General features: G+C 64.0%; 21 protein-coding genes. 8 read left to right on the forward strand and 13 right to left on the reverse strand.

The window, feature by feature from the left end:
* The first annotated feature begins 211 nt into the window (after positions 1–211).
* The 7 genes from ACS7SF_RS26500 to ACS7SF_RS26530 all read left to right on the forward strand — a co-directional run bounded on the left by ACS7SF_RS26500 (position 212) and on the right by ACS7SF_RS26530 (position 9,810).
* Positions 212–3,214: a LodA/GoxA family CTQ-dependent oxidase gene (locus ACS7SF_RS26500; protein WP_439893432.1), complete on the forward strand. Its 3,003-nt coding sequence runs from the start codon at positions 212–214 to the stop codon at positions 3,212–3,214.
* The gene (locus tag ACS7SF_RS26505; RefSeq protein WP_439893433.1) at positions 3,211–4,272 is read left to right on the forward strand and encodes a tryptophan 7-halogenase; all 1,062 of its coding nucleotides are present in this window, start codon (positions 3,211–3,213) and stop codon (positions 4,270–4,272) included. The genes ACS7SF_RS26500 and ACS7SF_RS26505 overlap by 4 nt, the downstream gene beginning before the upstream one ends.
* A 550-nt stretch (positions 4,273–4,822) precedes the next feature.
* Positions 4,823–5,014, forward strand: a complete 192-nt coding sequence (locus ACS7SF_RS26510) for a DUF1843 domain-containing protein (protein WP_439893434.1) — start codon at positions 4,823–4,825, stop codon at positions 5,012–5,014.
* A gap of 57 nt (positions 5,015–5,071) precedes the next feature.
* Entirely contained in the window at positions 5,072–5,716 is a 645-nt protein-coding gene (locus tag ACS7SF_RS26515; RefSeq protein ID WP_439893435.1) for a DUF1842 domain-containing protein, read from the forward strand.
* A 51-nt stretch (positions 5,717–5,767) separates the two neighbouring features.
* Entirely contained in the window at positions 5,768–6,352 is a 585-nt protein-coding gene (locus ACS7SF_RS26520) for a DUF1842 domain-containing protein (protein WP_439893436.1), read from the forward strand.
* 97 nt (positions 6,353–6,449) lie between these two features.
* Positions 6,450–7,922, forward strand: a complete 1,473-nt coding sequence (locus tag ACS7SF_RS26525; protein WP_439893437.1) for a GDL motif peptide-associated radical SAM/SPASM maturase — start codon at positions 6,450–6,452, stop codon at positions 7,920–7,922.
* 184 nt (positions 7,923–8,106) lie between these two features.
* Positions 8,107–9,810 (forward strand): hypothetical protein, encoded by a 1,704-nt coding sequence (locus ACS7SF_RS26530; protein WP_439893438.1) that lies wholly within the window; start codon positions 8,107–8,109, stop codon positions 9,808–9,810.
* A gap of 70 nt (positions 9,811–9,880) precedes the next feature.
* Here the strand turns inward: ACS7SF_RS26530 and ACS7SF_RS26535 are convergent, their stop codons facing one another.
* From ACS7SF_RS26535 to ACS7SF_RS26555, 5 genes are read right to left on the reverse strand one after another with little or no spacing between them, the layout of a single operon-like run.
* Positions 9,881–10,402: a GNAT family N-acetyltransferase gene (locus ACS7SF_RS26535; RefSeq protein WP_439893439.1), complete on the reverse strand. Its 522-nt coding sequence runs from the start codon at positions 10,400–10,402 to the stop codon at positions 9,881–9,883.
* 16 nt (positions 10,403–10,418) lie between these two features.
* Positions 10,419–10,790 (reverse strand): DUF6916 family protein, encoded by a 372-nt coding sequence (locus ACS7SF_RS26540; RefSeq protein ID WP_439893440.1) that lies wholly within the window; start codon positions 10,788–10,790, stop codon positions 10,419–10,421.
* Complete coding sequence (locus ACS7SF_RS26545) at positions 10,790–11,311, reverse strand: phage tail protein (RefSeq protein ID WP_439893441.1); 522 nt, start codon at positions 11,309–11,311, stop codon at positions 10,790–10,792. Before ACS7SF_RS26545 ends, ACS7SF_RS26540 begins: the two co-directional genes overlap by 1 nt.
* A 14-nt stretch (positions 11,312–11,325) precedes the next feature.
* Positions 11,326–11,859, reverse strand: coding sequence for a phage tail protein (locus ACS7SF_RS26550; RefSeq protein WP_439893442.1), 534 nt, complete (start codon positions 11,857–11,859; stop codon positions 11,326–11,328).
* Between the two features lie 10 nt (positions 11,860–11,869).
* A complete protein-coding gene (locus ACS7SF_RS26555; RefSeq protein WP_439893443.1) occupies positions 11,870–12,403 on the reverse strand; it encodes a phage tail protein in 534 nt (177 codons plus the stop codon).
* Between the two features lie 502 nt (positions 12,404–12,905).
* Here ACS7SF_RS26555 and ACS7SF_RS26560 point away from each other — a divergent pair.
* Positions 12,906–17,951, forward strand: coding sequence for a putative Ig domain-containing protein (locus ACS7SF_RS26560; protein ID WP_439893444.1), 5,046 nt, complete (start codon positions 12,906–12,908; stop codon positions 17,949–17,951).
* 74 nt (positions 17,952–18,025) lie between these two features.
* Here ACS7SF_RS26560 and ACS7SF_RS26565 read toward each other — a convergent pair whose 3' ends face one another.
* From ACS7SF_RS26565 to ACS7SF_RS26600, 8 genes are all read right to left on the reverse strand, one after another.
* Positions 18,026–18,280 carry a hypothetical protein gene (locus ACS7SF_RS26565; protein ID WP_439893445.1) on the reverse strand — a complete coding sequence of 85 codons (255 nt, stop codon included), beginning with the start codon at positions 18,278–18,280 and terminating at the stop codon, positions 18,026–18,028.
* Positions 18,281–18,381: 101 nt separating this feature from the next.
* The gene (locus tag ACS7SF_RS26570) at positions 18,382–18,801 is read right to left on the reverse strand and encodes an Hsp20/alpha crystallin family protein (protein ID WP_439893446.1); all 420 of its coding nucleotides are present in this window, start codon (positions 18,799–18,801) and stop codon (positions 18,382–18,384) included.
* A gap of 33 nt (positions 18,802–18,834) precedes the next feature.
* Complete coding sequence (locus tag ACS7SF_RS26575; protein ID WP_439893447.1) at positions 18,835–19,278, reverse strand: Hsp20/alpha crystallin family protein; 444 nt, start codon at positions 19,276–19,278, stop codon at positions 18,835–18,837.
* Between the two features lie 322 nt (positions 19,279–19,600).
* A complete protein-coding gene (locus ACS7SF_RS26580) occupies positions 19,601–20,257 on the reverse strand; it encodes a hypothetical protein (protein ID WP_439893448.1) in 657 nt (218 codons plus the stop codon).
* Between the two features lie 75 nt (positions 20,258–20,332).
* Entirely contained in the window at positions 20,333–20,893 is a 561-nt protein-coding gene (locus ACS7SF_RS26585) for a hypothetical protein (RefSeq protein ID WP_439893449.1), read from the reverse strand.
* A 113-nt stretch (positions 20,894–21,006) separates the two neighbouring features.
* On the reverse strand, positions 21,007–21,858 hold the full coding sequence (locus tag ACS7SF_RS26590) for a lysozyme inhibitor LprI family protein (protein ID WP_439893450.1): 852 nt from the start codon (positions 21,856–21,858) through the stop codon (positions 21,007–21,009).
* 36 nt (positions 21,859–21,894) lie between these two features.
* On the reverse strand, positions 21,895–22,668 hold the full coding sequence (locus ACS7SF_RS26595) for a hypothetical protein (protein WP_439893451.1): 774 nt from the start codon (positions 22,666–22,668) through the stop codon (positions 21,895–21,897).
* 20 nt (positions 22,669–22,688) lie between these two features.
* Entirely contained in the window at positions 22,689–23,525 is an 837-nt protein-coding gene (locus ACS7SF_RS26600) for a hypothetical protein (protein WP_439893452.1), read from the reverse strand.
* Positions 23,526–23,538 lie beyond the last annotated feature (13 nt).

The raw sequence follows: 23,538 nt of genomic DNA on the forward strand, positions 1-23,538 counted from the left end.
GGCCGGGCGGCGGTTCGTCCGGGCGCTTTCTAGAATCAGTGCACGGGCGGGGGAGACAGATCCATTTCTGTCGCAAGCAGCCGTGTCGCACATAAACGGGCCGTGAGCCTGCCTGCGGGCGGGCCGGTGGAACCAATCCAATCAATGTCGACGCGACAGGCTGCCTCATGCATGTGAGTCGCCCTCCCACATTCCAATCCGGAGGAGACGCATGAACAAGCCCACGACAGACCATCCCGACGCAAAGAGCCAGCCGGTGCCATGCCAGTGCGATGTGGATCCGATTGGCTGCCTCAAGCAGATGTTTGTCGACATGGTGCAGCTTGGCCGCATCAAGGCCGGGCAGTGTCCCGCCAAGCGGCCGGTGTTCCTGCGTCTGCATGGCGTTGCGCATGGGCGTTTTGAAGTCGTGCCGGACTTGCCGGAGGACCTGCGCGTCGGGCTGTTCGGGCAGCGCATGGCGTATCCCGCGTGGGTGCGCTATTCCAGTGATATTCCGGATGGCGTGCCAGACCTGAAAAGTACGGTCGGCATCGGTATCAAGCTGTTCGACGTGGCAGGCGAGAAGATGCTGCCGCCGCAGGTGCAGGCGCCTACGCTGGATATCCTGCTGCAGAACATGGACGTCTTCTTCGTGAACGACGCCCACGACATGTGCGCCTTCACGCGCGCATCGCTCACCGGGGCCGCTGCTGCCGATGCATGGCTGAAGGCTCACCCGGAAACGCAGCGCATTCTCGATGCCATGCAGAAGGTGGTGCCGAGCGTGCTCGAAACCGATTTGTGGAGCGTGATCCCGTTCCGCTTTGGGGAGCAGCGTTATTGCAAGTACAAGCTTGAGCCGGAGCTGGTGCCGCCGGGGCCTGTGCCGGACTACGACGATCCCGACTATCTGCGCATCGATCTTGAACAGCGGCTGAGCAACGGCGAGGCCCGCTTTCGCTTCATGGTGCAGTTGCAGACCGACCCTGCCACCATGCCGCTGGACAAGGCGATGGTGCCGTGGAGCGAAGAAGCATCGCCGCCGATTCATGTCGCCACGCTCGTCCTGCCGCGCCAGGACATCACGGCGCGTGGCCAGTCCAACTATGGTGAGACGCTCGCTTTCAACCCGTGGCGCACGCTGGCCGTGCATGAGCCTGTTGGCAGCATTGCCGAGGCGCGCAAGGTGGTCTACCGCGCTTCGGCCGAGCTGCGCCGTGACGTCAACGGCGAGCCCCTGGGCGAACCCATCGTGCCGCGCCCGGATACGGTCTGGCCCGCAGCCAAAGACACGCGCGTGGTCCGCGCCGCGATCTACCCCGGCATCGGCATTGCGCGCATCGGCAACAGCAAGGCGCCGGACGGCTTCTATATCGGGCCGGAGGTCACGCATCCGCCGCTGACGCTCGCTGGCGAGACGCGCGATGCCGCCGGCGCGATCAAGCGCCAGGCCGCGCGGTTTCGTCTCTACGGCTACAACGCCGCTGGTGAGGTGGTCGGCGAGTTGACGCCAGACAACGCAGAGATCGTCTGGCAGGCGCACCTCGTCAACCGCAAGTCGCAATGGTTCCAGTTTCAGGTGGCGATGGATATTCCGGAGGCCGCCACAGTGGCTGTGCCGCTGCGCAATCCGCATGTCAGTGGAGCGGCGCGCGATGCCCTGGCCATTGACCCGGGCGTGCGACACATCCAGGGCAAGAACACCAGCGGCGCGGCGTACCAGTTTGATACCGGCACGTTCCAAGGGGTGCCGGTGCCATTGGGTGAGTTGCGCACCGACGAGCATGGTCATCTGCTGGTGCTGGGTGGCCTGGGCACATCGGCCTCGCCAGAGGGCATGCCGATCTACGACCCGGCCAATCCAAGCAGCTTCAACAATGCCAACGGCTGGTACGACGACATTTCGGATGGCCCGGTCCGGGCGGCCGTCAACATCAACGGCCAGGCCATTCCAGTGGATTCGGCGTGGGCCGTTGTGGCGCCGCCCAACTATGCGCCCGATGTGATCGGCTGGCGCACGCTGTATGACTTGCTGGTCGATACCTACGTCGAATGCGGCTGGCTGCCGTTTCCTGAAACGGTGTCGTTCACGCAGGATGTGCTGCCGGCGCTGGCACGCCTGACCAACCTGCAATGGGTCAACAAAGGGTTTGCCGCGCTGTTCGGCCGCGGCGGGCAGTTCGATTTCAATGATCCGACGCTGATCGCCAAGCTGGCCTACACACCAGCACAAGGCCAGGGCGACCCCTATGCGGAGTTGCGGCAGGTGATCTTCAACTGCTTCCGGCCGGCCAGCAACACCGTCGACGACGTGCGTCTGTGGCCATGGTTGTATGGCGATGCGGAAGGGTCGTCTTCGGTGCCTACGCCGCGCAACAACCTGGCGTTGTCGAAGGTGCGTGAGGCGCTGCTGCAGCGCTGGGTGCGCGGCGATTTTGTCAACGACTGGAGCCCGGAATACACCCCGCCGCAGACGCTGGCCGAAGTGCCGCTGGCAGAGCAGCCTGCCATGCTCGATCAGGCGGCACTGCATTTCTGTCTGGCCGATGCGTTCCACCCGGGCTGCGAGCTGACTTGGCCGATGCGCCACGCGTCGCTGTATCGCGCGCCGTTTCGCATTCGCGAGCGGCCGGAAGGTGTGGCCGAGCCCGACTACGGCACCACGCTGACCCAACCCATTGCGCTGAGCCCGGGAGGGCCCCTCTACGCGCAAGGGCCGGGCGACCTGAGCCGATGGATGGCGCTGCCGTGGCAGGGCGACACCGCCTTCTGCCGCTCGGGGTACGACCACGAATACGACCCCTACCTGCCGTCGTTCTGGCCGGCGCGGGTGCCGAATCAGGTGCTGAGTGATGCCGACTATCGCGTCGTGATCAACGAAGCGCTGCCGCGTGAACAGCGTGTGGCCGCGTTCAATCGACGGGCGAACTGGCTGCGCGCGTTGCTGGGCACGCCGGCCAATCCGACGCCGGCGCCGCAGGTGATGATGCTGATGGTCCAGCATTTCGCGCAGCTCGGCATCGTGGAAGCGCGCCCCGGTGTGGAGAACGATCCGGACTTCCCGCCGGTGATCTTTGTCGAATCGCTGGCGGGCGACAAGGTGCCGCCGCTGCTGCAAGCCGTATTCGCTGCCGCTGCTGCGCACGACGAACCCGCGGAGGACACCTTGAGCCGTGCCGGCTGGGCCAGCGCCGAACAGCGAGAGGAGTTCCTGCGCATCGTGCGGCCGTGAGCGACGTTGATGTCTTGGTGGCCGGTGGCGGACCGGCCGGTGCCGCAGCGGCACGCATGCTGGCGTTGGCTGGCCACAGCGTGATGCTCGCCGACGCCGCGAAGCCAGTCGACCGGGTGGGTGAGAGCTTGCCCGGTGCGGCGCGGCCGCTGCTGCGTGACATGGGGCTCTTGCCATGGGTGGAGCGCAGCATGCCGCGCGCCCACGTCGGCAACGCGTCGGCGTGGAATGCGGATGCGCTGATCGCCACCGATTTCATCGTCGACCCGAATGGGGCCGGCTGGCATCTTGATCGCCGGCGATTCGATCAGTGTCTGCGTGACGCGGCCATCGACGCAGGCGCCGGCTTGCGCGAGGCGCGCCTGCAGACGGTGGAGTCCTGCCAAGGCGGCTGGCGCGTCCGCCTCGACGACGGTGACGTGTTCGCGCGATGGCTGATCGATGCCAGTGGCCGCCGCGCCGTTCTCGCGCAGCGTTTGGGGGTGGAGCGCCGGTGCGATGAGTCGCTGGTCGCGCTGTATGCCTGGTGTGACGACATATCCGCAGACGAGCGCACCCTGATCGAGGCGGTTCCTCATGGCTGGTGGTATAGCGCGCCATTGCCGGGTGCGCGGCGCGTGGCAGTGTTGCATGTCGAAGCGGCGGAAGGCGCCCGCGTACTGCGCAATCCGCAGGGCTGGCACGAGCAGTTGGCGGCGACGAACCAAGTGCGACGCGTGTGCCCGCCCAATGGCGCGTGGACGCAGCCTCGCGGCACCGATGCATGCGGTGCAACGCTGACGCAGTGGTATGGCGACCGATGGATTGCGATTGGTGACGCTGCGCTGTCGTTTGATCCGCTCTCCTCGCAGGGCATGTTCAACGCGCTGTACACCGGGCTGCGAGGCGCGCAGGCAGTGTCCCAGGCATTGACGGGAGACGGCTCACCCTTGCACCGATATGGCGAGCAGCTTGCGCAGGTGCGCCAGACCTATCGGCAACGGCTTGGGCACTACTACCGAATGGAGCAGCGTTGGGCAAACCTACCGTTTTGGCGCAGTCGTCATCATTCGGCCTAAGGGGGCATCGGGTTTTCTTTGGATGAACCTCGGTGCATTCATTCTTTTGGTTATCAGTCATTTATTGTTCGGAGGAATTGGCGATTTTCCGGTTTTAGGCGGGTCTTTGGTTTGACACCTGTTTCGATAAAAACTATAAAAACGGAACAGAAAAAAATGATCGCTCTCTTGGCTGTATATCGATCTGTGAAGCGGGGGCTTAAAAAATACGAAACGTTCGGAGACGACCTCGAAGCATCGCATCGGGGCCTGTGAACTAAGCGATGGATGAAGGCTCACGCAGTTGCTGAGCCTTCGTATCTCCTGGCGCCGGCCTGGCGCGGGGTGGGGGCCTATTTCTCTTGATCGACCCGGTTGGACGGCAGTCTTTGCCGGCGTCGCGTTACGTCCGTAGATTTGATTCCGGTTTGCGATTCTCGTGTTTCGGGTATTGGATTTACCACTGTGACGGGCGCAATTGAGGCGTGCAATTCGTTTTGCATTATCGAGCAAGGTAGATCGCAGTTTATTTTAATTCTCTTATTCAACACGTAATGCATGAGGTCTGAAAATGAGCCAGGAATCCAGGCAAGCCGTTGTTCCCCCGTATGGGGTCGCCATTCATGAAGCCATTGCCGATGGTGATCTCAAGAGGATGAGGGCACTGCTGTCGCAGGCCGAGGCCGTGGTGCGCGAGCAAGGCGATCTGCATACCGCACTTGAACTGCTCAAGCGCGAAATCGCCAAGGCGGAGCGAGCTTGACCCGAGGCTGCCACGCCGGCACGCCAGTTCGATCGATCGTCTACCCAAGGAGGACGCATGTCAGGAGACAACGCAGTGGGGCTGTTCCCGGTTCGCTATGTGATTGGCACGGGGCTGCCCGGCGCGCCCACGCTCGCCCTCAACCTGCTGGTCAACACGCCCAGGCGCAACGTGGTCGGCAATGCTTCGATCACGCAGCCCATATCGCCGCCGCTCGATCTGCACGTGGATGTGTGGGGCACGTTCACCTACATGGCGCTGATGCCGCCCACCAACACGCGCATTCTGGTCACGCTACAGGGCAATAGCGGCGGGCCGACCTCCAATGCCATGCCGACCTTCCGGCTACATCTTGTGCTGAACAGCGATTGGCAGACGGGCGTTGCCAGTTACAGCTATTGGAGCGATGGCCGGTGGCACGAAGTGGAGAGCGTGCCGGCCCGTGTTGATCACGAATTCGTGCCGCTGGAGCCGGGGCCTGTTATTTCCAACTCGCCCAACTCGCCCGACGCGCTGGAATCACTCACCATCGGCCGCACCTTGTACGGCCCGGCCATCCAGCGCGCCGCATCGTCTGGCGATCTCGCGCACATGAAAGCGCTCGCCGCGTTCGTGCAGCAGCAACTGGACAGCCATCAGGAAATCTCGAACGCGCACGCGGCGCTGCGCGCTGAGATCAAGAAGCTCGAGAGCCGTCAGTGACCTCGTCCGCCGTGCATGTCCCATCCAAACCTGTCTTTCTGGAGTGATTCCATGAGCAAAACCGGCTTGTTTCCCGTGACCTATGTTGTTGCAACGCCCGCCATCGGTGCCCCGCGGCTGACCCTGTCGTTGCTGGTCAATACGCCCGCCAAGAAGGTGTCCGGCGTCGCCCGGATTACCCAGACGACCAATCCGCCGCTGGATTTTCATGCGGACGTCTGGGGGCACTTCAGCTACGTTCAGCTGGAAGACGGCGCGCAGCCCTCCATCATCCTGGCCCTGCAGGGCAACCCCAGCGGGCCGACCAGTACGCTGGCGGACACCTTCTATTTCCACGGCATCCTGGCTGGGAACTGGCAATCCGGCAACGCGAGCTATCGCTACTTTGAGGGCGGCCGCTGGCACGAGGTCGAGTACGCCGTCATGACCGTCGAGCAAGCGGTGGCACCTCAGCCGCCGCACCACGTCATTCCCCTGTACGGCGTCGGTATGCAACAGGCCCAGGCCTCCGGTGATCTTGGGCAGATGAAGGCGCTGGCCAGCCAGGCGGAGAAGCAACTCGCCGACGCGCCGCTCCTCAAGGCAGAGCTCGACAAGCTGCATGTGGAGATCGCCCGGCTGGAGGGCCGTGCCTGAGCTTCTCGGTTGAGCCACGCGCAGGCCGCGGCCTGCAGCCGCATGTCCGCGCCTACAGGCCGGACATGCGGCGAACCCCACAAGACAGGGAAGCGACATGACGCAGAACCCGCAGCCGGCCCGCTACCTGAGTGCGGACGACTTCCATCGGTACGTCCCCGTGCACGTGGTCTGGGAAATCACCCTGGCGTGCGATCTCAAATGCCTGCATTGCGGCTCCCGCGCCGGACGCCGCCGACCGAACGAACTGAATACCGAGGAATGCCTGGAGGTGATCGAGTCGCTTGCAAGGCTGGGTACGCGGGAGGTCTCGCTGATTGGCGGCGAAGCGTATCTGCGCAAGGACTGGACGCAGTTGATCCGGGCGATCCGCTCGCACGACATGTACTGCGCCATCCAGACCGGTGGGCGCAACCTGACGCCGGCGCGGCTGGAGCAAGCGGTGGCGGCTGGCCTCAACGGGCTGGGGGTGTCGCTCGATGGGCTCGCACCGCTGCACGACAAGGTGCGCAACGTCCCAGGCTCGTTCGACAGGGCCGTTGATACGCTCCGGCGTGCCCGCGCGGCGGGGCTTGCCATCAGCGTCAACACGCAGATCGGCGCGCAGACCATGCCCGACCTGCCGGCGCTGATGGACACCATCATCGAACTTGGCGCGACGCACTGGCAGATCCAGTTGACGGTCGCGATGGGCAATGCGGTCGACAACGATGCGTTGCTGCTGCAGCCGTATCAACTGCAGGAATTGATGCCGCTGCTCGCGCGGCTGTATCAGGAAGGCGAGCGCCGTGGGCTGCTGATGAACGTCGGCAACAACATTGGCTATTACGGCCCGTATGAGCACCTGTGGCGCGGCTTTGGCGATGAGCGTGTGCACTGGAACGGCTGCGCCGCTGGGCAGACCGTGATCGCACTGGAGGCCGATGGCACCGTCAAGGGGTGCCCATCGCTGGCGACAGTCGGCTTTGCCGGCGGCAATGTCCGCGATTTGTCGCTGGAAGACATCTGGCGCACCAGTGAAGCGATCCACTTTGGGCGCCTGCGCTCGGTGGACGATCTGTGGGGGTTCTGCCGCAGTTGTTACTACGCAGACGTATGCCGTGGCGGATGCACCTGGACATCCCATTCGCTGCTCGGCAAGCCGGGCAACAACCCGTATTGCCATTACCGCGTGCTCGAGCTGCAGAAGCAGGGGCTGCGCGAGCGGATCGTCAAGGTCCATGAGGCCAGCGACACCTCTTTCGCCGTTGGCCGTTTCGACTTGGTGACGGAGCGCATTGCAGACGGCACACCCGTGTCGAGCATTGTGCGATCGGGCCAGGTGGTCGAACTGACGTGGAAGAACAAAGGCAAGCGCGCGCCGGATCGCGGACGCGTGCCGCCGCAACTGAGCCTATGCCGCAGTTGCAATGGCTATATCTACCCGCATGAGGTGACGTGCCCGCATTGCGGCGCGGATGTTGAAGCGGCAGCACAGGCGCATCGTGAAGCCGCAGCCCATCGGCATGCGGTGATCAACAACCTGGAGCAGTTGCTCGGGCTGCCTGCGTCGACTTTCAGAAGCGGGTGAATGGATTGCGGAAAAGGGGATGGCCCTTTCACGGGCGCCTCTTCGACGCTCGCCGATCGCGCACGGCGAGCTGCAACGGGTGCACTTCTGAGCGCGAGGAGATAACAGGAACGCAACCATGCGTCCAAACAGGGAGAGTGCGATGCCACTGAGTCCGAGAGTCCAACATCGTTTGTGTGGCGCCATGCTGGCAGCCGCACTGGGATACGCGCAGACGGCTGCTGCCCAGGCCGTGCCGACCGACGCGGCGGGCGGGTGCCCGATTCCACCCGCAACCGTCGCCAGCTTTTTTGAGAGCGGCGCCGTGACGCTCAACGGCGTCGTCAAGCCCGCTGACAGCACCTTGCCGCTGGCGCCGAACTGCGGCTTCTTCCAGTGGACCGAGCAGATGTTCTTGTGGTTGACATCACCGGCGCCGGCCACTTATGGCGGCGGCAGCCATGTCATGTTCTCGCCGCAGTTCTACACCGTCAGCCCGCCGGACAGCAGCGACCGGCGCACCTTCATCCCCAACTCGCCGGGGCTGCCCATCCGCATGTTCCTGCGCGCGACCGAGCTGGGCCCCCATGGTTTGCCGATCGTGATGGCGCGTACCGGACAGGTGGTGGAAGTGCAGCGCGAGCTGCCACGGCAGCGGCCGCCCCTCGTCCGTCTGGCGACTGGCAAGTCGATCCTGGGCTCGCAGATTGCGAACGCGCGCAAGACGGAGCAGGGCACGCTGGAGCTCCTCGATGCTCGCGGTAAGCCGCTGGTGCCAAAGCTTCTGAAGTTGCAGCCGATCATCCGCCAGCAGGCGATGCTGTCTGCGGAGCGCCCCACGCCGATCGTGCCGGCGAAGGCGATGCTGGCGGCGCTGCAGGCGCGCAAGATCGTGGTCAACCACATCCCCATCTTCATCGATCCGGCAGGCAATGTGATTGACGTTGAGCCTGGCCAGGCGGATAGCGGCGTGCTGATTTCGGAGAACGGCTCGCTCATCTACTACATCAGCGCGGTGAACGATGTGTTTGCCTTCCATCGCACGATGCAGGGAGCGGCCGTCATTCCGTTCAACACGACATTGACGTTTCCGATGACGGCGGCGGATGTGGCGGCGGTGGTGAGCTTTGCGGCCAGCAAGGGCCACACGATCAAGGACCCGAAGGCGTTGGCGATCGAAACCAAGTCGAGCTGGATCGATGCCAGCAAGGTGCCGAACCCGAACGATTACATCCAGGTCAGCGCGGTGGTGCCGACCTTCGACAAGAGCAACCCTGACAAGTGGGTCCCCAATGGGCAGACGACAATGAAGCTCGTCATGCTCGGCCTGCACGTGGTGGGCTCCACGAACGGGCATGGTGAGATGGTCTGGGGGACGTTTGAGCACGTCGGCAATGCACCTAACGCAACGTATGCCTACAACTCAACCAGCGGCTTGAAGACCGTGGCGCAGAACACCTCGGGAAGCTGGCTCTTCACACCCAGCGGCGCGACCGGGCCATTCAACACCACCAGCAACAGTTGGACGGGCAGTGAGATCACCGGCACCCCGGTTGCCCCGGCCATGGTGCTGCGTGCGAAGCCCTGGGGCTCCAATGATGGCGGAAATCCGGCCAATGCCGCGGCCTTGAACACTCAGGTGATTTCCGCCAACGCCAGCGTGATTTCTCAGCTGAATGCGGCAGACATCCGGCGCAACTACTTCCAGCTCGGTACGACGTGGACCGTTGGCGGCGCGGCACCGAACGGAGGCAACGAGGTGGGCACCAATCACCTCGCCAACGCCACGCTGGAAACGTTCGTGCAGGGCAAGACCCCGTCGGATCCGAGTGCGAATTGCTTCTCGTGTCACACGACGAACAAGGTGGCCGTCAGCCACATCTACCGAACGCTGACGCCGCTGCCTTAACTGGAATCAGCCAGAATCGGAGCGCAATGTCTGCATCCGGGGTCACGCCCGGATGCAGTGCGTTTCTTGGTCAGGCGATGCTTGGGACGGAAGCGGCCTCGGCCGCTGCGCCGCTCCACTCAAGGAACAGGTAGACCCCCTTGTCTTCCACCAGCCGAAAACCCAATCGCTGGTACAGCCGCTGAGCGGGGTTGAAACGCTCGACATGAATCTGCACCCGCTTGCCAGCCGCCACGGCTTGCCCGAACACCGCCGATAGCACAGCGCTGCCGATCCCCTGGCCGCAATAGGCCGGCAACAGGGACACATCGATCACAAGAATCGCATCGTGCCGGTGCTGCAGATAGATTCGCCCCGCCGGCGTGCCGTCCTGCAGAATCAGGAAGAACTCCGCGTCTGCATAGCCGAAATAGGCGCGTTGCTGCGCGTCAAACTGCATGCGTACGAACTGCTGCTTTTGCGCATCAGTCCAGTCGGTCAGGCGTAACTCTGCTTCCCGCGTGGAGGCATAAAGGCTCAGCAGGAATGGCTGGTCGCGCGACGTGACAGGACGCAGGGCCGTGCCCGGTCGATCGATGGCGAAATTGGACATGCTTGTCGGTGGCGACTCAGGCGAGGTTGAAACAGGCTTGATAGCGGTAGCCATCACGCGAACCGGCAATCGGCACTAGGAACATCAGCTGCTCGGGCAACACCGCGTGGCGCAGGAAATAGGTGCCTTGCAGCAGCAGGACGCCACGGCCCTGGAAGAACAACGAGAACGCTTGTCCGCCGGCAGACGCAGTTGTGGCGCTTGCCACCTCATCAAGGCTCAGCGTGAACGGTGGATCGGACGCATCACCCTCTGCGTTGTGCACGAAAAACGCGGTGCCGACATGCGGGAGGAATAGCTCTGCGGAAACAGTCATGGGCGCAATGGAGTACGAGCGGCAGTCGGGCGCAGACGGCGTGGCACCGTCTGCGCGTGAAGCGTCCGGCATCAAGGCCGCGTAGGCCACGCACCCTGCAGCGCGATGCAGTAGTTCACGGCCAGAAAGGGCTGCTGGTTTTCGTGTGCGGTGCTGCCGCCGGCTGTGCCCATCGTCTGCGGTGCCAGCGTGGTCAGGGTTGGTGTTGGCGTGGCATCCATGGCAACGAAGGCGTCGTTGTGCGCCACCATGAAGCGCGCCGGCAATCGGCCGGCCGCTTCGGGAGACGCCGCTCGGGCGTTGTCACCATAAGCGGTGTGGGTGTGCGTGGGCATTTCGCTCTGCAGCAGCGTAACGGCTGCTTCGCCCTGCGGATCGTCCAGGATGCCGCCCACTGGCCCCATCACGGCGCGGCCGCGCAAGTCAGGCAGTGCGAACGTGTTGGTGCCGTCGCCGCCATACGTGTTGCCGATGATGGCAAACAGCGTGGTGTTTTGCCGAATTGGCATCAGTGCACCATCGCAAGCTGCCCAATCCACGGGCGCGAAGTTGAAGCCGAAGAGCCTGACCTCACCAATGAATTGATCTGACATGTGTCTCCCCTTTTTCAGCTCTGCGTCGGGAAGATTCCCGCCGTGGCGATGATGTAGTTGATGGAGGCGGTGGGCATATGGTTGGAGTGCGGCTGGCTGCTGCCCGCAACAGCGATAGCCTTGCTGGAAAAAGCCGCCTTGGTGGGCGGGTTCGCCGTGCCGGCATCGTAAAAGCCTTGCGCGTTCGGCACGGTGGCCAGCATCACGCCGGGGCCGGGTGTGACGGTGGTGGCGGTCTCGCTGGTCGCGAACACGGTGTGGCTGTGTGCCGGAATCTGGGCCTGGGTGAGCGTCACGTCTTCGCTACCCAGTTGCTGACCGATGATGCGGTTGGTCAGCCCCACCCCCTGTCCCTGGCCGATGGGCAGTGTGCCTTGCAGGTTCGGCAGCCCGAAGGTGGACTGGCCATCGCCGCCGTAGGTCGTGCCCAGCAATGTGAAGAGCGTCTCATTGTCGGAAATGCTGATCACCTGTCCCTGGCACAACAGCCATCCCTGCGGAGCATAGGTGCCGGCAAACAGGCGGATCTCGCCGATGAAGGGTTCCATGGTCCGCTCCTCAATTGCGCGACGGGAAAATGCCGGTCAGCGCGATGATGTAGTTCAACACCAGGGATGGCTGCATGTTTTCGTGCGGCTGCGTGCCGCCCGTATCGGTGCAGGTCTCGGCGGACAGTGTGGTCAACGTGCCGGGCGCGGCATAGAGCGCGGTGCCTGGCCCGCTTGGCGTCGTGATGGTGCTGGTGGCCAGCACGTGGTTTTGCGTGGCACCCACGTTCACCTGGGTGCCGGCGTTGGTCGACGCGTTAAAGAGGTGGGTGTGCGTCGGCATCTGCGTGGCGTTGAGCGTGACGGTTTCTACGCCGCCGACGCTGCCGACGATGGTGCTGGTGGTGTCCCGATGCAGCGGCGTGCGGCCGCGCAGGTCCGGCAACGCAAAGGTGCGGACGCCGTCGCCGCCATACTGCGTGCCCAATAACGAAAACAGTGGCGTGTTCTGGTTAATCGCCAGCAGGGCGCCGTTACAGAAGGCCCATCCTTTGGGCGGAAATGAGAACGCACATAAGCGAATCTCGCCAAGGTATTGATCCACAGCCCCTCCTCGCGATGTGGCAGTGCCACGTTATTGGATTCTTGCAATGGCTACGTGGATTTTTAGCACCGACTATTTCCATCCGCCAATTCGATGCGATCGCGGGCATGGTGACGTGAATGGCTCGGCCATCTGTGCGATTTTTAACTCGGCCTTGCGATAAATCAGATGTCCAGGCAATCGAATGAAATAAGAAGGGCTTGTCGGCTATGTTGTTGGAATTGGCCGGCTTGCGGGAGGGCGGAATCCCTTCTAGCATCCAATCGAATCGAAATGATGCCTATAACCAAAGTAACTAGTCATTTCGTATTGCGGGGGAGTATTCATACAAGTTGGTGCGGGTAAACCGTACAGGGTTTTTACTGAGCCCAAAGCTGCGAGTGAAACTCTCAGCACAAAACCTCCCTCGCTTGGCAAAGAGAATCAGGCGTTGTCCGGGTTAATACGCCTGCGATATCGATAAGAAACGTCCGTTAAAACAGACGTGGGAACGAGGGAAGGCATGCGCACGCTGACAAAAACAATCCTGCCCGGCTGGCGTTGGTTTGCCGGGTGGCTGACATTCGTCCACCTGTTCGGCCGCAGCAGGACGCGGGCGCGGGCCTGGGCCCCATGGGCGCGACAGGGGACGCTGGCGATGCTGGTGCTTGCGGCCTGCCAGATGTTGCTGCCGTCCACCGCATCGGCGTCGCCTTGTACGGTCTCGTTTTCGACCAACGCCAATACGCAGAAGTCCTACGTTTTCACCGGCACCGACACCAGCAATTGCGATCCCTTCCTGATCGGCATTGCCTACGACTCCGCGGGCGACGCCAATAGCTCGTCTGGCCCGGTGTCCAACACGGCCACCTCGCAGGGCGGCATTATCGCCATCTACAACGGCTCGGTGCCGCCATCGGGGGATCCGAATACCAACGGTTTCGTCTACAGCCCGCCCAACAACTTTTCCGGCACCGACACCGCCACGTTCTACACCAGCAACGATGGGGTCACCTGGCAGCCCAACGGTACGGTGTCCATCACGGTCATCAGCTCCACGCCGACAGTCACGAGTCTTTCGCCCGCCTCGGGTGGCACCAGCGGCGGCACCACCGTCAGCGTCACGGGCACAAACTTCGCGGGCGCAACGGCGGTGAAGTTTGGCGGCACCAACGCCACGGCGTTTACGGTCAACAGTGCAACGTCCATCACGGCAACGTCGCCGGCCGGGGCAGCCGGTACGGTGAATGTCACGGTCACAACAACCGGCGGCACCAGTGCAACCAGCGCCGCCAACCAGTTCACCTACATTGCCGCACCCGTGGCGAATGCGAGCAGCGCCACCGTGGCGCACGGCAGCAGCAGCAACCCCATCACCCTGAACATAACCGGGGGTGCACCGACCAGCGTGGCGGTGTCGACAGCGGCCAGCCACGGCACGGCCACTGCCACTGGCACGTCGATTACCTACACGCCCAATGCGGCGTATTCAGGCACCGACACGTTTGCGTACACGGCAACCAATGCCGGCGGTACGTCGGCACCCGCCACGGTGACGGTGACGGTTTCCAGCGCCACGGTCAGCTATACGCCGTCGTCGCCGACAGCGGGCACGGTGGGCGTTGCGTATAGCCAGTCGGTGGCCTCTGCCAGCGGCGGCACGTCGCCTTATACGTATGCGTTGGCCTCCGGATCGCTGCCGGCAGGGCTGAGTCTGAGCAGCAGCGGCACGCTCAGCGGCACGCCCACGGCCGGCGGCAGCTTCAACTTCACGATCACGGCCACGGACAGCAGTACCGGCACCGGCCCGTTCTCGGCGACCAGCGGCACGCTCAGCCTCACCGTCGGCGCGCCTACCATCACCGTGTCGCCCGGCACGCTGACGAGCGCAACGGTCGGCACATCCTCGTCGCAGTCGGTGAGCGCCAGTGGGGGCACCGCAACCTACACCTATGCGATCACGGCGGGGGCGCTGCCTGCAGGCATGAGCCTGTCGTCGAGCGGCGTGCTGTCGGGCACCCCTACCGCTGGGGGCACGTTCAACTTCACCGTCACCGCGACGGACAGCAGCACCGGTACGGGCCCGTTCACCGGCAGCCGTGCCTACACGTTCACCGTCAACGCGCCGACACTGTCGCTTACGCCCGCTTCCGGTAGCTTCAATGCCACCACCAGCGTTGCTTACAGCCAGACGTTCGTGGCCTCGAATGGCACATCGCCGTACACGTATGCGTTGTCGGTCAATTCCGGCACGATACCCACGGGTCTCTCGTTCAACACGGCCACCGGGGTGCTGTCCGGTACGCCTACCACGGCCGGCACGGTCAACTTCACCATCACGGGCACAGACAGCAGCACCGGCGCGGGCCCCTATACGGCCTCGGGCACCTATACGCTGACCGCTACGGCGCCCACGATCACGGTGTCGCCCAGCACGCTGTCTGGCGCCACGGTGGGCGTGGCCACCAGCCAGAGCGTGACTGCCAGCGGCGGTACTGCGCCCTATACCTACGCCATCACCAGCGGTGCGTTGCCGGCGGGGCTGACGCTCTCCAGCGCCGGTACGCTGTCCGGTACCCCCACGGCGGCCGGCACATTCAGCTTTACCGTGCGCGGCACCGATGCCAACGCCTACAGCGGCACACGTAGCTACAGCCTTACCGTTGCCGCACCCACCATCACGCTCAGCCCCGCCACGCTCACCAGCGCCACCGTCGGCACGGCCACCAGCCAAAGCGTGACTGCCAGCGGCGGCACCGCGCCGTACACATATGCGGTGACCAGCGGTGCACTGCCCGCGGGCCTGTCGCTTAGCAGCTCGGGCACGCTGTCCGGCACGCCGACCGCTGGCGGCAGCTTCAACTTCACGGTGACGGCCACCGACAGCAGCACCGGCACCGGCCCCTTTACCGGCAGCCGGGCCTACACGCTGAGCGTGGGCACCCCCACGCTGACGATCACGCTGTCATCCACGGGCGGCCTGACCGGCGTGGCCGGCACCAGCTACAGCCAGAGCTTCACCGCCAGCGGCGGCAGCAGCCCGTACACCTACGCGCTGACGATCACGTCGGGCACGATGCCCACCGGCCTCTCGTTCAACACGGCCACCCACACGCTCTCCGGCACGCCCACCACGGCCGGCACCGTCAGCTTTACCGTCACGGCCACGGACAGCAGTTCGGGTTCCGGCCCCTATGCGGTGTCGGGCACCTACACGCTGACCATCAGCGCGCCCACGTTGACGGTGAGCCCGTCAACGTTGCCCAACCCGGCCATCGGCACGGCCTACAGCCAGACGCTGACGGCCAGCAATGGCACGGCGCCGTACACCTTCGCGATCAGCAGCGGCGCACTGCCGGCCGGCCTGGCGCTATCCAGCGCGGGCCTGCTGTCCGGCACCCCCACGGCAGGCGGCAGTTTCAGCTTTACCGTCACGGCCACGGATGCCAACAGCTTTACCGCCAGCCGTGCGTACACCGTCACCATTGGCGCGGCAACCATCGCACTCAACCCGGCCACCGTGCCGGGCGCCACGTTGGCCACGGCCTATAGCCAGACGCTGGCGGCCACCGGCGGCATCGCGCCGTACACGTACGCCGTCGCCTCCGGCACGCTGCCAACGGGGCTGAGCCTCAACGCCACCACCGGTGTGCTGAGCGGCACGCCTACCGCCCTGGGCAGCAGTACCTTCACCGTGCGGGCCACCGACAGCAGCACCGGCACCGGCGCGCCCTACAGTGGCACGCGCAGCTACACGCTGACCGTTGGGCAGACGATTGGCACCGCGTCGGCCATCAGCGCAACGACCACGTCCACCACGCCTGTCACGCTGCATCCCACCGCCAATGCGACGGGTGGGCCGTTCTCATCGGTGGTGATCGTCAGCCCGCCGGCCAGCGGCACTGCTGTGGTCAACGGCCTAGACATCGTCTATACCCCCACGCCCACCACGTCGGGCAGCGTCACCTTCACCTTTGCGCTGGTCAACACGGCGGGTACCTCCGCGCCAATCCAGGCGACGGTGACCGTCAACGCCGTGCCGATTGCCGTGACGCAGAAGACTGCCAGCACGACGGCGGGCAAGCTCGTCAGCGTAGACCTGACCGATGGTGCGACTGGCGGACCGTTCACAGGCGCGGCCATCGTCTCGGTCGTCCCGTCCAATGCCGGCACGGCGACAGTCGTGCAGCAGAACTCGCAGACCACGGCAGGAGTCAAGTCGATCGCGGCGGTGGCGCCGATCTACCTGCTGAGCTTCACGCCCACGGGCGCCTTCAGCGGCACGGCCACGATCACGTACACGCTCAGCAACGCCGTTGCTACGTCGACGCCGGCCACGATCCAGGTTGCTGTGTCGCCGCGCAAGGACCCGTCCACCGACCCGGACGTCAGCGGCCTGATCAACGCGCAGATCCAGGCCGCGCAGCGCTTTGCGACCACGCAGATCAGCAACTACCACCAGCGCCTCGAAGCGCTGCACGGTACGGGCCATGCGCCGTCGGGCAATGGCCTCACGGTAGCGCTGCCGGCCCCGCGCGGCGACGCGCAAGCCCGCTGCCAGGACGTGTTCGGCATTGCCGCGCACGAAGCCTGCCTGCGCGGCGACAGCACCGTCGGCAGACCGTTGGCACGCGGCAAGCGCATCACCGACGCCAAGGGCACCAAGGACGGCGGAGCCGCCGCCGACGCTGGCCCGGACCTGCCCGGCGCCGACGCCGGCCCAGGTAACGCGGATGCGCCCAACCTGGCGTTCTGGAGCGCGGGCACGCTCGACTTCGGCTTTGCCAACGCCGGCACGCAGCGCTCCGGCTTCCGCTTCACTACGGGCGGCATCACCGCGGGGGCGGACTACCGCGTATCGGACAAGCTCTCTGTTGGCGCGGGCTTCGGCTATGGGCGCGACTCAACCGACATCGGCAGCGCCGGCACCAAGAGCACTGGCGATGCGTACAGCGTGGCGTTGTACGGCAGCTTCCGCCCGCAACCCACGCTGTTCATCGACGGTGTGGCGGGCTTCGGCACGCTGAGCTTTGACTCGCGCCGCTGGGTGACCGACGCCAGCGATTTCGCCACGGGCAAGCGCAACGGCAAGCAGGTGTTCGCGTCGGTCTCCGCCGGGTACGAACACCGCGACAAGGTCTGGTTGATCTCGCCATACGGGCGCCTGTCGGTATCGGAATCGACGCTGGATCAGTTCTCGGAAACCGGTGCAGGCACCAACGCGCTGACGTACTTCCAGCAGACTGTGACGACCCTGTCCGGCACGCTTGGCCTGCGCACCGAATACACGCAGAAGACCCGCTGGGGCACCTTCCTGCCGTATGCGCGCGTGGAGTATCAGCACGATTTCAATGGGCAGAGCAACGCCGGCCTGGCCTATGCGGACATGGCCTCGTTCGGCCCCGCCTATACCGTGAGCGGCAGCCCGTATGGCCGCGACCGCATGCAGGTAGGGCTGGGCACCAAGTTCCGTACCGGGCCGCTCACGTTTGGTTTGGACTACAGCGTGATGGTGGGGATGGGGGGCTTGCAGCAGGGCGTGCGGCTGACGTTTGCAGCGCCGTTCTGAGTCATCAATACATGGGGTCGCTGCCGCCGAGGTGGTGACTTGGCGGCAGCGGCCCCACACAAGGCAATCGAGCGTTACCCGAACGCTCCATCCTCACGGTATACCGATTCGGTCGCGGGCCGGTCATGGCGATCCTCGGGATTCAGCGCTTGCAGCAGCAAGCGCCCCGTGTCAGTCAACTGCGCGCGTCGCCGATGGCCTTCGGCGGAGCGCTCGAGCATGACCAACTGCCGCTCCAGCAGCGTTTCCAATTCAGCGCGGTTCATGTCCACCTGCTCTGGTGACTGACTGACCAGCATCAGCGTGGCGAATTCGTGTGCACTCAGCATCTTTGTCTCCCAGCAACAAACAACCACAACCAGGGGGCCCGGTGCCAAATGCGGGCGCCAGCGCGCCCGCTTCCGAAGCAAAACGATGGCGTGTGAGGGGCTCAGCCCGCCTGGACTTCAATACGGCGGGGCTTGGCTTCGTCTCGACGCGGAATCGTCAGCTTGAGCACACCGTCGCGCAGCTGGGCGTCGATGCGTGAGGCGTCAAAGTCGGGGCTCAGCACAAACGTGCGCGAGAAATGCGGGTGCCGAACCTCGCCATGCTGCAGACGCAGGCCGGCCGGTGTGGGCACCATCAGTTCCGCATCTACAGTGAGGGTGCCGTCCTGCACCCGAACATCGAGCTTCTCACGCGGTACGCCCGGCAGGTCGGCATAGAGTGTGATGCCCTGGCGGTTCTCGAAGATGTCGACCGGGGGCGCCAGATGGGTCTGGCGTGCAGCACCTTGCTCCACCTGCTGCTTTGCAACAGCAGCATGACCAACGGGGGCGGATGTGGCGAGTTGGGTGGTCTCGTTCATGATGTCCTCCATCGTTCATGGGTAAGGCGAGGCTCACCCTTGCACCGTGATTTGACGTGGCTTTGACGCCTCCGACTTGCCCACGCTGATGGTCAGGCAGCCGTTGGTGTACCGCGCAGCGACTTTCTCGGGGTTGACGTCCTGTGGCAGTTCAATCACGCGGCGGAACGCACCGACAAACCGCTCGTCGGCGTACACGCGCGTGTCGTCGGTCAGCTCGAAATCGGGGCGCTTGCGCTCGCCGCTGATGGTCAGCAGCCCCTTGTCGATCGAGACATCGATCTGCGCGGGGTCGAGCCCCGGGGCGAATGCGACGATCTCGACGGAATCATCGGTGCTGCCGATGTTGACCGGGGGAAAGGTGCCGATGCGCGTGGCGCGCAGGCTTGCGGGTGTACCCGCAAAGAGACTGGCCATCTGCCGGTGCAGGCGGTCGAATTCGCCCAGCAGATCGGTGCCAAAAAACAGATCGCTCATGGCTGGCTCCTAAAAGGGCCCGCACGGAGGCTGAACCGAACTACGCGCTCCAGTTCATCCGTCCGTGGCGAGCCACTGACAAACAAATCGAAACACGCAGCGCGTGAATCGCGACTGCATTGACGAAACCTAAAATAGGGAGGCGTGCGGAAATTTCAAGAGTCTTCCGGAGCCCTTGTTTTGAGGCTTCATGGATGTCTCCAACGCGGGGCACGAACAGATCGCGGCCGTCGATGCGACAGAAACGTCACCTGTCGGATCGGGATCATCCGTTGGCGCTTGATGGGTAGCTGTATCGCTGAGGAGAAGCAGTTGGGCCGGCCTATTGCACCAGCACCATCCTTACGCATACGGGGCCACGTGGCTCACCGGTATCGGTAAATGCTCTGCGGGTATAGACCTGCACGACCATGCCGGGACGCTCGAAGCTGTCGCCAATCCAGCTGCCGTGCTCGCGATATAGGCTACGGCGGCTGAACCCCATGGATTCCAGTGCCCCGGTGAATTGAGCGAAATTGGGCTCGCACCTCGTCAGCGGTTCAGCCTGTGTTCCGGGAATCGGATCAAAACCCAGATCCACGCGTGTGCCGATACCCGGAATCACCAGCCTTTGGATGCTGAATGCCCAGTTGCCTGGCAATCGTTGGCCATAGCCGAACTCGTCTTGAGCCGTCACTTTGGTCTGGACGCCAAAGATGCGGTCCACCGTGTCTTGCGTGATGTCGGTCACGCGATGGCTGGTCCGGATCAGCTCCAGCATGGCCTGTAGCGCCTGCGTGGTGCTGAGGTCCGTTGGGGCTTGAGATTCGATGCGCGATCGGCTTGCGCGGTCCGGCGTGGCTTCAGCAGGGGGCTGGGCATGCACGCTGCCAACTGGCGGGCATAGGGTCAATGCGGCCATGACCATCGTGGGCGTGAAGAATCGGCGTCGGGTGCGGGCGGTTGAAACCACGCGATTTTTGTTCTGTGTCTGCATCATGCTGAATCCTCGTGGCGGTCGATTGTGAGTCGGGCCTATGCCGAAAACATGCACTGCGCATAGGCCGATCCGCTTTCAGTACGTCCTGCTCCAGACGAGGAAGATGTCCTTCCTGAAATCGCTGTCCTTGTTGCCGACAGTCTGTTCATCGCGCGTGGGAATGAACATCGCCGTGTAGACGTTGATGGTGCGGCCGTTGACTTCGAGATAGATGTCGGGTGATCCGGCGACGGGACCGCTGTAGAAGTCAGCCATCTGTGCCTTGGGCACGTTGTGCCAGATCAGTTCGTCTTTGAAGATCCGGCCGATGTCGATGCTTGCCTCATGCGCCACGCCGTCCTTGGATTTCCAGCGAACTTTGGCTGGACCCGGAAAGTTGCGGATAGCAAGTTCCGTCGAGCGCCAGGTCTTGTCGCCATCGGGGGGCTTCGGGCGGGCGATTGCGTCGTCGGCATCCCGCACTTGGTAGCGGCCGTTGTATACGACGGTACAACCGATGGTGTCGTAGCAGTGCGCTTCGAAGTTGTGGCGCTTGAAGTGCAGGGGGACTTGTCGAGTCAATACCGGTGGCTCGATGTTCTGCTGGTTATCGAGCGGTGTGGCAGCACCACATCCGGGCGCAAGAGCCAACGTCAAGCCAAGTGCCAGCGATGTTCGAAGCCAGAAGGACGAAATACACACGGAACCCCCCTTGTTTTTGCATCCGCTGCTAGCGGGATCTGGATCGAGTCGGGTCAGCAATCAGCCTTTCAACGCGCAGCACCGGCGCTCTGCGGGTAGCGGCTGTCCGTCAGGCAGGCGTGCAGCCAGGCGGTGTCTTCGGTGCCAAGCTCGACTTCGGCATCCAGCTTGGGCAGTGCCTTGGGTGCCAGGGCGGGGCGGCCTGGGTGCAGATTCCAGCCTGCGCTCGCTTTGCGCGCCTCGTTCACAGTGTCCGGGCACGGACTGCCGCCTTCTGAACCGTCGCCGCATGCCGCCACGGTTTCCAACCGGCCCTGAACGACGTTGCCAACCAGGCGTGTCTGGTAGTAGCCGCCACTCGCCCAATCATCTTGCAGGGTGCAGACCCGGTCCCGGTTCTGATAGCGGCGTTCGCTGAAGCAGCCGTAGTTGAGTTCCTGACCGCCCGGCAGGAAATCGCATCCTGTCTCGAAACCTGCGAATGCCCCACCCGTGAATTGCGCCAGGAACTTCCGCTGCTGCAGCGCTGTTTCCAGCAAGCGCGGCGTGGCACGGTTGGCCTTGCCGGGTTCGCTCAGGGTCTCGGTGCGCTGACGGATCGCTTTGAACAGGCTCGCGCGTAGGGCCTTGCCGTTTGGCGCGCCGGCGAAATCCTGCGGATCTGCGAACCTCTCATCCCGCGCTTCGATCCAGCGCTTCTGGCCGCGGACGAGCATCGCGCGCACATCGGCGTCATTGCCGGCCTGCTGCATGACAGCTGCGTAGGCCTTACCCATCTCAGCGTCGGCGGCCTTGAGCTTCTCATCGGCGCAGATCGTACGTTCGACAGGGTTGCTGGCCTTTCTGCAGTCGATTGCATGCGCAGCGGCGGTGCTGGCGAGCAGGGCGATGCAGGTGGCGTATCTGAGGAGGGCGGTCATGTGGTCAGGGTGTGGGACGCAAAAAAGTTGGGCGTGTCATCCCTGCAAGTGGCGATGCGCTGTACGGCGCGCGCGCCACGTGAGATAGAGCAGGAACAACCCTGTGCCGGCGACCAGTGGCACGCCGAGTGGTCTTAACAGGTAAGCCGGCCATAGCCAGCCGTAGTGTGGCGCGGTGGCGTTGAACGACAACGGCGGGCGTGCCCAAAGTTCCACCGTCTCGCCGGTCAGTGCAGGCGCGACATCGGTAATGGTGACGACCACGTCGTTGTGGCCAGGCGTTGCATGGGCCTTCGCAGAATTCGGCGGCCAGCGCCATTCCCCTGGCGCCACTGGCAGGCTCTCGGAGAAGTCCCGGAAGATGACGTTGGCACCGTATCCATTGGCCGGCATGGTTTCCAGCGGAATTGGCGTGCCGCTGTTGACCGATACGGTGCCGGCCACGCGCGCGCCTGGAGTGCTGAAGCGCAACGTGCCCGGTCCGTCTTCCGTTCGGGTCCAGCTGCCGAGGTCAGTATCGCGTGTGCCCCCTGTGTATCGCGCGAAGTCCAACTCAAAGGACAGGGCATGGCCGTATAGGCTCGTCACCGGCAAACGGGCCGTGCGTCCGGGTGCCAGTACAACCTCGGCCCGCACGCCCGTGGATGCAACCGAGGCGATCGTGCAATACATGGCGAGCCCCGCAGTGACCACACCCCATGCTACCCACGCCCATTTGAGCCGGGCGATGATGGCACTTGTTCGTGCGATGACCATGGCGTTGGACGAAGCTTCGTGCTTGCCGCGAGCGAGCAGGGCGAGGCTTTTCATGGTCGTTGTGCCGCGCGGGGTTATTCCAGCGGCTTGAGGAGCGCCTTGGGCAGCTCGTACTGCGTGCCGCCATAGACCAGCCGATGTGTTGTCGTCTCCGACTTGGTCGGCCGTAACTCACACATGCCGTTCTTGCCCTTTGCCTCCTGCTGGGAGAGCCGTTTTTCCGTCACCACGATGTCGGCATAGCCGTTGTGCGAAGCCGGTTCCATCGACAGCGTGCGCCGGCCGCCTACCGATGTGGTGGAGCACTGCTCAGCCATCACGGTGGTGTTGGCCTGCACGACCAGGCCGTCTACGACTGGCTTGACTTGATCGCCGTCGAGGGCATAAAGCCACAGGACGTCTTCGGAGAAGGATTTGGGGTCCACCTGACGTCCTCGCATCATCAGCAGGCCCACGGCGGGTTGCCCGGGCGCAAGCGTATAGCGCGTGTTGTCAAAGCGGATCGCGTTGATGGACAGCCCGCTGTTGGTCGTGTTGGTGTTCAGTCGCCACCGTTGCTGCACGTTGAGGGTGCGCTTGTCGAGTACAAGCAGATCAAGCCGGCCCCCGCGTTCCTTGCTTTCCCAGTCCTTCGTGAACGGGATTGCCGCCAGCATGGTGTCGGGCCGGCCGGGCCAGGTGCGGCAGACCACGTGGGCGACTTCGCCATTCATGTCGCTTTCAGGCGTCACGATATTCAAGTCATCAATGACGAAGTTGTCGCCACTGGACTTCGCGTTGGGGTAGACCTTGCGCACGATAGCGGCGGCGCGTTTGCCGCACGTGTCGCTGTTGGCATGCGCGGCCTGTGCGCCCAACAACAAGGTAGCCAGCAGGAACAAGCTGTGCGCAACGGGCAGTTTGGCGGTCATGGCGACTCCGAGT

Source organism: Ralstonia sp. 25C (genome assembly GCF_051904805.1).
Classification (GTDB): Bacteria; Pseudomonadota; Gammaproteobacteria; order Burkholderiales; family Burkholderiaceae; genus Ralstonia.

Bases quoted from the DNA above. Each gene is read 5' to 3' on its own strand.
- ACS7SF_RS26500 (WP_439893432.1), top strand. From the start codon at position 212: ATGAACAAGCCCACGACAGACCATCCCGACGCAAAGAGCCAGCCGGTG.
- ACS7SF_RS26575 (WP_439893447.1), bottom strand. From the start codon at position 19,278: ATGAGCGATCTGTTTTTTGGCACCGATCTGCTGGGCGAATTCGACCGC.
- ACS7SF_RS26595 (WP_439893451.1), bottom strand. From the start codon at position 22,668: ATGAAAAGCCTCGCCCTGCTCGCTCGCGGCAAGCACGAAGCTTCGTCC.
- ACS7SF_RS26525 (WP_439893437.1), top strand. From the start codon at position 6,450: ATGACGCAGAACCCGCAGCCGGCCCGCTACCTGAGTGCGGACGACTTC.
- ACS7SF_RS26515 (WP_439893435.1), top strand. From the start codon at position 5,072: ATGTCAGGAGACAACGCAGTGGGGCTGTTCCCGGTTCGCTATGTGATT.
- ACS7SF_RS26550 (WP_439893442.1), bottom strand. From the start codon at position 11,859: ATGGAACCCTTCATCGGCGAGATCCGCCTGTTTGCCGGCACCTATGCT.
- ACS7SF_RS26560 (WP_439893444.1), top strand. From the start codon at position 12,906: ATGCGCACGCTGACAAAAACAATCCTGCCCGGCTGGCGTTGGTTTGCC.
- ACS7SF_RS26535 (WP_439893439.1), bottom strand. From the start codon at position 10,402: ATGTCCAATTTCGCCATCGATCGACCGGGCACGGCCCTGCGTCCTGTC.
- ACS7SF_RS26570 (WP_439893446.1), bottom strand. From the start codon at position 18,801: ATGAACGAGACCACCCAACTCGCCACATCCGCCCCCGTTGGTCATGCT.
- ACS7SF_RS26590 (WP_439893450.1), bottom strand. From the start codon at position 21,858: ATGACCGCCCTCCTCAGATACGCCACCTGCATCGCCCTGCTCGCCAGC.
- ACS7SF_RS26530 (WP_439893438.1), top strand. From the start codon at position 8,107: ATGCTGGCAGCCGCACTGGGATACGCGCAGACGGCTGCTGCCCAGGCC.
- ACS7SF_RS26600 (WP_439893452.1), bottom strand. From the start codon at position 23,525: ATGACCGCCAAACTGCCCGTTGCGCACAGCTTGTTCCTGCTGGCTACC.
- ACS7SF_RS26510 (WP_439893434.1), top strand. From the start codon at position 4,823: ATGAGCCAGGAATCCAGGCAAGCCGTTGTTCCCCCGTATGGGGTCGCC.
- ACS7SF_RS26520 (WP_439893436.1), top strand. From the start codon at position 5,768: ATGAGCAAAACCGGCTTGTTTCCCGTGACCTATGTTGTTGCAACGCCC.
- ACS7SF_RS26540 (WP_439893440.1), bottom strand. From the start codon at position 10,790: ATGCCGGACGCTTCACGCGCAGACGGTGCCACGCCGTCTGCGCCCGAC.
- ACS7SF_RS26545 (WP_439893441.1), bottom strand. From the start codon at position 11,311: ATGTCAGATCAATTCATTGGTGAGGTCAGGCTCTTCGGCTTCAACTTC.
- ACS7SF_RS26565 (WP_439893445.1), bottom strand. From the start codon at position 18,280: ATGCTGAGTGCACACGAATTCGCCACGCTGATGCTGGTCAGTCAGTCA.
- ACS7SF_RS26580 (WP_439893448.1), bottom strand. From the start codon at position 20,257: ATGATGCAGACACAGAACAAAAATCGCGTGGTTTCAACCGCCCGCACC.